This is a genomic window from Kytococcus sp. HMSC28H12 (assembly GCF_001816045.1).
Taxonomy (GTDB): domain Bacteria; phylum Actinomycetota; class Actinomycetes; order Actinomycetales; family Dermatophilaceae; genus Kytococcus; species Kytococcus schroeteri.
The window spans coordinates 1-4,690 of record NZ_KV824655.1 but is presented as its reverse complement, the minus strand read 5'-3'; the positions used below and the strand labels follow the sequence as shown (position 1 = coordinate 4,690).

At 74.0% G+C, this 4,690-nt stretch carries 5 protein-coding genes; 3 read left to right on the top strand and 2 right to left on the bottom strand.

Annotated elements, in window-relative coordinates; translation table 11 throughout:
• Together HMPREF3099_RS10500 and HMPREF3099_RS10495 are read right to left on the bottom strand one after the other, a co-directional pair.
• Positions 1 to 862 (bottom strand): HesA/MoeB/ThiF family protein (locus tag HMPREF3099_RS10500; RefSeq protein ID WP_070705920.1); only part of this gene is annotated, 862 nt, incomplete at its 3' end.
• Positions 859 to 1,494, bottom strand: a complete 636-nt coding sequence (locus HMPREF3099_RS10495) for a YflT domain-containing protein (RefSeq protein WP_083323714.1) — start codon at positions 1,492 to 1,494, stop codon at positions 859 to 861. The genes HMPREF3099_RS10495 and HMPREF3099_RS10500, both read right to left, overlap by 4 nt.
• 100 nt (positions 1,495 to 1,594) lie before the next feature.
• On the opposite strand from HMPREF3099_RS10495, the gene HMPREF3099_RS10490 reads away from it, so the two are divergent.
• From HMPREF3099_RS10490 to HMPREF3099_RS10480, 3 genes are all read left to right on the top strand, one after another.
• A complete protein-coding gene (locus HMPREF3099_RS10490; protein ID WP_070705916.1) occupies positions 1,595 to 2,920 on the top strand; it encodes a magnesium transporter MgtE N-terminal domain-containing protein in 1,326 nt (441 codons plus the stop codon).
• Complete coding sequence (locus HMPREF3099_RS10485; protein ID WP_070705914.1) at positions 2,910 to 3,671, top strand: DUF1003 domain-containing protein; 762 nt, start codon at positions 2,910 to 2,912, stop codon at positions 3,669 to 3,671. The genes HMPREF3099_RS10490 and HMPREF3099_RS10485 overlap by 11 nt, the downstream gene beginning before the upstream one ends.
• Positions 3,658 to 4,690: Mrp/NBP35 family ATP-binding protein (locus tag HMPREF3099_RS10480; protein ID WP_070705922.1), on the top strand; the 1,033-nt coding region annotated here is incomplete at its 3' end. The genes HMPREF3099_RS10485 and HMPREF3099_RS10480, both read left to right, overlap by 14 nt.

Genomic DNA, 4,690 nt, shown 5'->3' with positions numbered 1-4,690 from the left:
ACTCGCGCGCCCGGTCCGGCCCCGGCTGGTCCGCGGCGCCCGTCGCCCCGTCCGCCGCACCGCCCCCGGCCACGGGGATCTCGTGCGTCCGCATCGTCGCGGCGTCCACGAAGAGCACCCGCCCCAGCAACGGCTCCCCGGTGCCGGTCACGAGCTTCACCACCTCGAGCGCCATCGTCGAGCCGACCACACCGCACAGCGCCCCCACGATGCCGGCGTCCCCGCACGCCGGCACGGTGGTGGGGTCCGGCGGGCTCGGGAAGAGGTCGCGCAGGGTCACACCGCCCACCGGCACCTCCCCCATCGTGCGGGGCGCGGCCCAGAAGGTGCTCACCTGCGCCCGGGTGGCCATGAGCGCCGCCCACACGTGCGGTACGCCCAGCTCGCGGCACGCGGCGTCGAGGGTGTAGCGCGTGGGGAAGTTGTCCGTGCCGTCCACCACCAGGTCGTGCCCCGCCAGCAGCGCGGCGGCGTTGCCCGGCTCCAGGCGCTCGCGCACCCCGGCCAGGGTGGTGACACCGCCCATGCGCCGCAGGGCGTCCAGGGCGCTGTCCACCTTGGGGCGCCCCACGTCATCGGTGCCGTGGAGCACCTGGCGCTGCAGGTTGCTGGTCTCCACGAGGTCGTCGTCGTAGAGCGTCACGTGCCCCACCCCGGCGGCCACGAGGTATTGCAGCACCGGGCAGCCCAGCCCTCCGGCACCCACCACGGCCACGCGGGCCGCGCGCAGCCGGCGTTGCCCCACCGGGCCCAGGTCCGGCAGCAGCACGTGGCGGGCCCAGCGCTCCAACTCGGCCCGCGACAGGTCCGGCCCCGGCTCCACCAGGGGGGCGAGCCGGGGCGGGGCGGGACGGGACGTCACGCCAGGGGGCCCTGCTCCCCCGTTGCGGTGCGGTGGGAACCGTCATCCGGCCGGGCCCGGCCGGCCTGCTCGGCGCGGGCGGCGTCCACCGCCTCGCCGTAGGTGCGCAGCGGACCGGTGTGCACCGGCGCCGGGGCGCCCAGGCCGAGCATCTCGCGCGCCGCGGCCACCTGCGGCGCCTCGGCGAGCACCTCGTAGCTCGTGGCCACCACCGCGGTCACCGAGGTGAAGTCGCGGCGGCCCTGCGTCATCGCGTAGCCGATAGCGGCCCACACCAGGCCGAAGGCGGCGCCGGCTCCCAGCGTGGTGACCATGACCGCCAGGATCGGGTCCTCGGTGAGCAGCGACATCACCAGGCCCACGAAGGCGCCCAGCCACAGGCCGCTGAGCAGGCCGCCGGCGAGCACACGCCCCCAGGTGAGTCGACCCGTCACGCGCTCCACCTGCTTGAGGTCGGTGCCCACGATGGCCAGCTGGTCCACCGGGAAGCCCTCGTCGCTGAGGTGGTCCACGGCGCCCTGCGCCTCGGCGTAGTCGGAGTAGGTGGCCACCGACCGGGGGTCGGAGAGCTCGAGCAGCGAGCGGCCGGCACCCAGTGCCCCGGGACCGCGCATTCCAGTCGGTGTGGTCATGCCCACAGTGTGACGCCTCGGGCTGGGGGTTCGCTGGGAGGCCGCTGGGCGCCCTCTCGCCGGGCCTCGGCCCACGGCCCCCACCCTCTACCCTGTGCCCGTGAGTGCACCCCGCGTCTTCGTCTCCCGCCTCATCGGCCTCGGCGTCTTCGACCCCCTCGGAGACCGGGTCGGTCAGGTCCGCGACGTCGTCGTGCAGCACTCCAGCCAGCGCCGGCTCACCCGCGTCATCGGCGCGGTCGTGGAGGTGGCCGGCCGCCGGCGCGTCTTCCTCCCGATGACGCGCGTCACCAGCATCGACGCCGGACAGGTCATCACCACCGGCCTGCTCAATATCCGCCGCTTCGAGCGCCGGCCGCGCGAGGTGCTCGTGCAGGCCGAGCTGTTCGACCGGCGGGTCGTGGTGGCCGACGACGACGAGCGCTTCGAGGCCACGGTCGAGGACATCGGCATCAACCAGCAGCGCAACCGCGACTGGCACGTCACCAAGGTGTTCGTGCGCAAGACCCCGCCGCCCTCGCGCCGCCACCGCCTCAGCCTGCGCCGCCGCGGCGAGACCCTCGTGGTGGACGTGGACGCCGTGAGCGGCCTGCACACCGAGGACGCCGCCCAGGGCGCCGACCGCCTGGTGGAGAGCTTCGACGACCTCAAGCCCGCCGACGTGGCCGACGCCCTGCAGGAGCTCACCCCCAAGCGGCGCCGCGAGGTGGCCGAGGCCCTGCCCGACGAGAAGCTCGCCGACGTGCTGGAGGAGCTGCCCGAGGAGGACCGCGTCGCCATCGTGGCCGACCTGGCCACCGACCGCGCCGCCGACGTGCTCGAGGCCATGCAGCCCGACGACGCCGCCGACCTGCTCGGCGAGCTGCCCGAGGGCACCGCCGCCATCCTGCTGGGCGCCATGGAGCCCGAGGAGGCCGAGCCGCTGCGCACGCTGCTCACCTACGACGAGGACACCGCCGGCGGCATGATGACCACCGAGCCGGTGGTGCTGGGCGCCGACAGCTCCATCGCCGAGGCCCTGGCCACCGTGCGACGCTCCGAGCTGCACCCGGCGCTGGCCGCCATGGTCTTCGTCTGCCGCGCCCCCTTGGAGGTGCCCACCGGCAAGCTGCTGGGCGTGGTGCACCTGCAGCGGATGCTGCGCGAACCCCCGCACGAGGCGATCGGCGCCATCGTCGACAGCGACATCGACCCGCTGCACGTTGACGCCAGCCTCGGCGAGGTCACCCGCACGATGGCGAACTACAACATGATCTCGCTGCCGGTGGTGGACGAGGACCGGCGCCTGCTGGGCGCCGTCACGGTGGACGACGTGCTCGACCACATCCTCCCGGACGACTGGCGCGAGGACCGCGACACCGAGGCCCCCGACGTCTCGGCCGCCCTGGACGAGGTCGAGGAGCAGGAGGTGACCCGTGGCCGCTGACATGGACCGTGAGGAGCGCGCGAGCCGCCTGCGCGAGCTGCGCGAGCGCCGGGCGCGCCGTCAGGCCGCCGGTGAGGGGAGCACCACCCGCCCCCGGACGGCCGCGGCCAAGACCGGCACGCTGAAGACCGTCGACCGGCTGGAGTCCTCCGGCGGACTGTCCACCCCGCAGACCTCCCAGCGCCGGCGCCTGCCGCGCGTGGGCATGGACTCCGAGGCCTTCGGCCGGGCCAGCGAGGCGTTCGCGCGCTTCATGGGCACGCCGCAGTTCCTGCTGTACATGACGCTCTTCGTGGGGGCGTGGCTGGCGTGGAACACCTTCATGCCGGTCAGCGCGCAGTTCGACCCGCGCGAGCTCAACTACACGCTGCTCACCCTGATCCTGTCGCTGCAGGCCTCCTACGCCGCGCCGCTCATCCTGCTGGCCCAGAACCGGCAGGACGACCGCGACCGCGTGAGCATCGAGCAGGACCGCGCCCGCGACGAGCGCAACCTGGCCGACACCGAGTACATCACCCGCGAGGTGGCCTCGCTGCGCCTCACCGTGGGCGAGATGGCCAGCCGCGACTTCGTCCGCTCCGAGCTGCGCGACCTGCTGGAGGACCTCCTCGAGGAGCTCGACGAGCGGCAGCACGACCGGGAGCAGGGCGAGCAGCCCGACCCGCGCGACGAGCCGGACGACGGGCGCTCCCCCTCGCGTGCGGGGGCCACGAGGCACCGCACGTACGATGGAGGACATGCCCACCCCTGATCCCACTGCCATCCAGCATGCCCTGAGCACGGTCCAGGACCCGGAGATCCGCCGCCCCATCACCGAGCTCGGGATGGTCGAGGAGGTCCTCACCGCGAAGGACGACCCGGGCCGCGTGCTCGTGCGCGTGCTGCTCACCGTGGCCGGCTGCCCGCTGAAGTCCACCATCGAGAAGGACGTCAAGGAGGCCGTCGGCGGCGTGGAGGGCGTCACCGCCGTGGACGTGGAGATGGGCGTCATGAACGACGAGCAGCGGGCCGCCCTCAAGCAGGGCCTGCGCGGCGGCCAGGCCGAGCGCGAGATCCCCTTCCAGCGCCCGGACAACATGACCCGCGTCTACGCCGTGGCCTCCGGCAAGGGCGGCGTCGGCAAGTCCTCGGTCACGGTCAACCTCGCCGCCTCGATGGCCACCCAGGGCCTCAAGGTGGGCGTGGTGGACGCCGACATCTACGGCTTCTCCGTGCCCCGCATGCTCGGCGTGGAGCGCCAGCCCACCCAGGTGGACGAGATGATCATGCCCCCGGTGGCGCACGACGTGAAGGTCATCTCCATCGGCATGTTCGTGCCCGGCAACCAGCCGGTGGTCTGGCGCGGCCCGATGCTGCACCGCGCGCTGCAGCAGTTCCTCTCCGACGTGTTCTGGGGCGACCTCGACGTGCTCCTGCTCGACCTGCCGCCGGGCACCGGTGACATCGCGATCTCCGTGGCCCAGATGCTGCCGGGCTCGGAGCTGCTCGTGGTGACCACCCCGCAGCAGGCCGCCGCCGAGGTGGCCGAGCGCGCCGGCGCCATCGCCCTGCAGACCAAGCAGCGCGTGGCCGGCGTCATCGAGAACATGTCCTGGCTCGAGATGCCCGACGGCACGCGCCAGGAGCTGTTCGGCTCCGGCGGCGGCCGCACCGTGGCCGAGTCCCTGGGCCGCACCATCGGCGGCGAGGTGCCGCTGCTGGGCCAGGTGCCGCTGGACACGCGACTGCGCGAGGGCGGCGACGCCGGCACCCCGGTGGTCCTGGCGGCCC

What these genes read in the sequence shown, in the direction of transcription:
- HMPREF3099_RS10495 (WP_083323714.1), bottom strand. Translation starts at nt 1,494, where the DNA reads ATGACCACACCGACTGGAATGCGCGGTCCCGGGGCACTGGGTGCCGGC.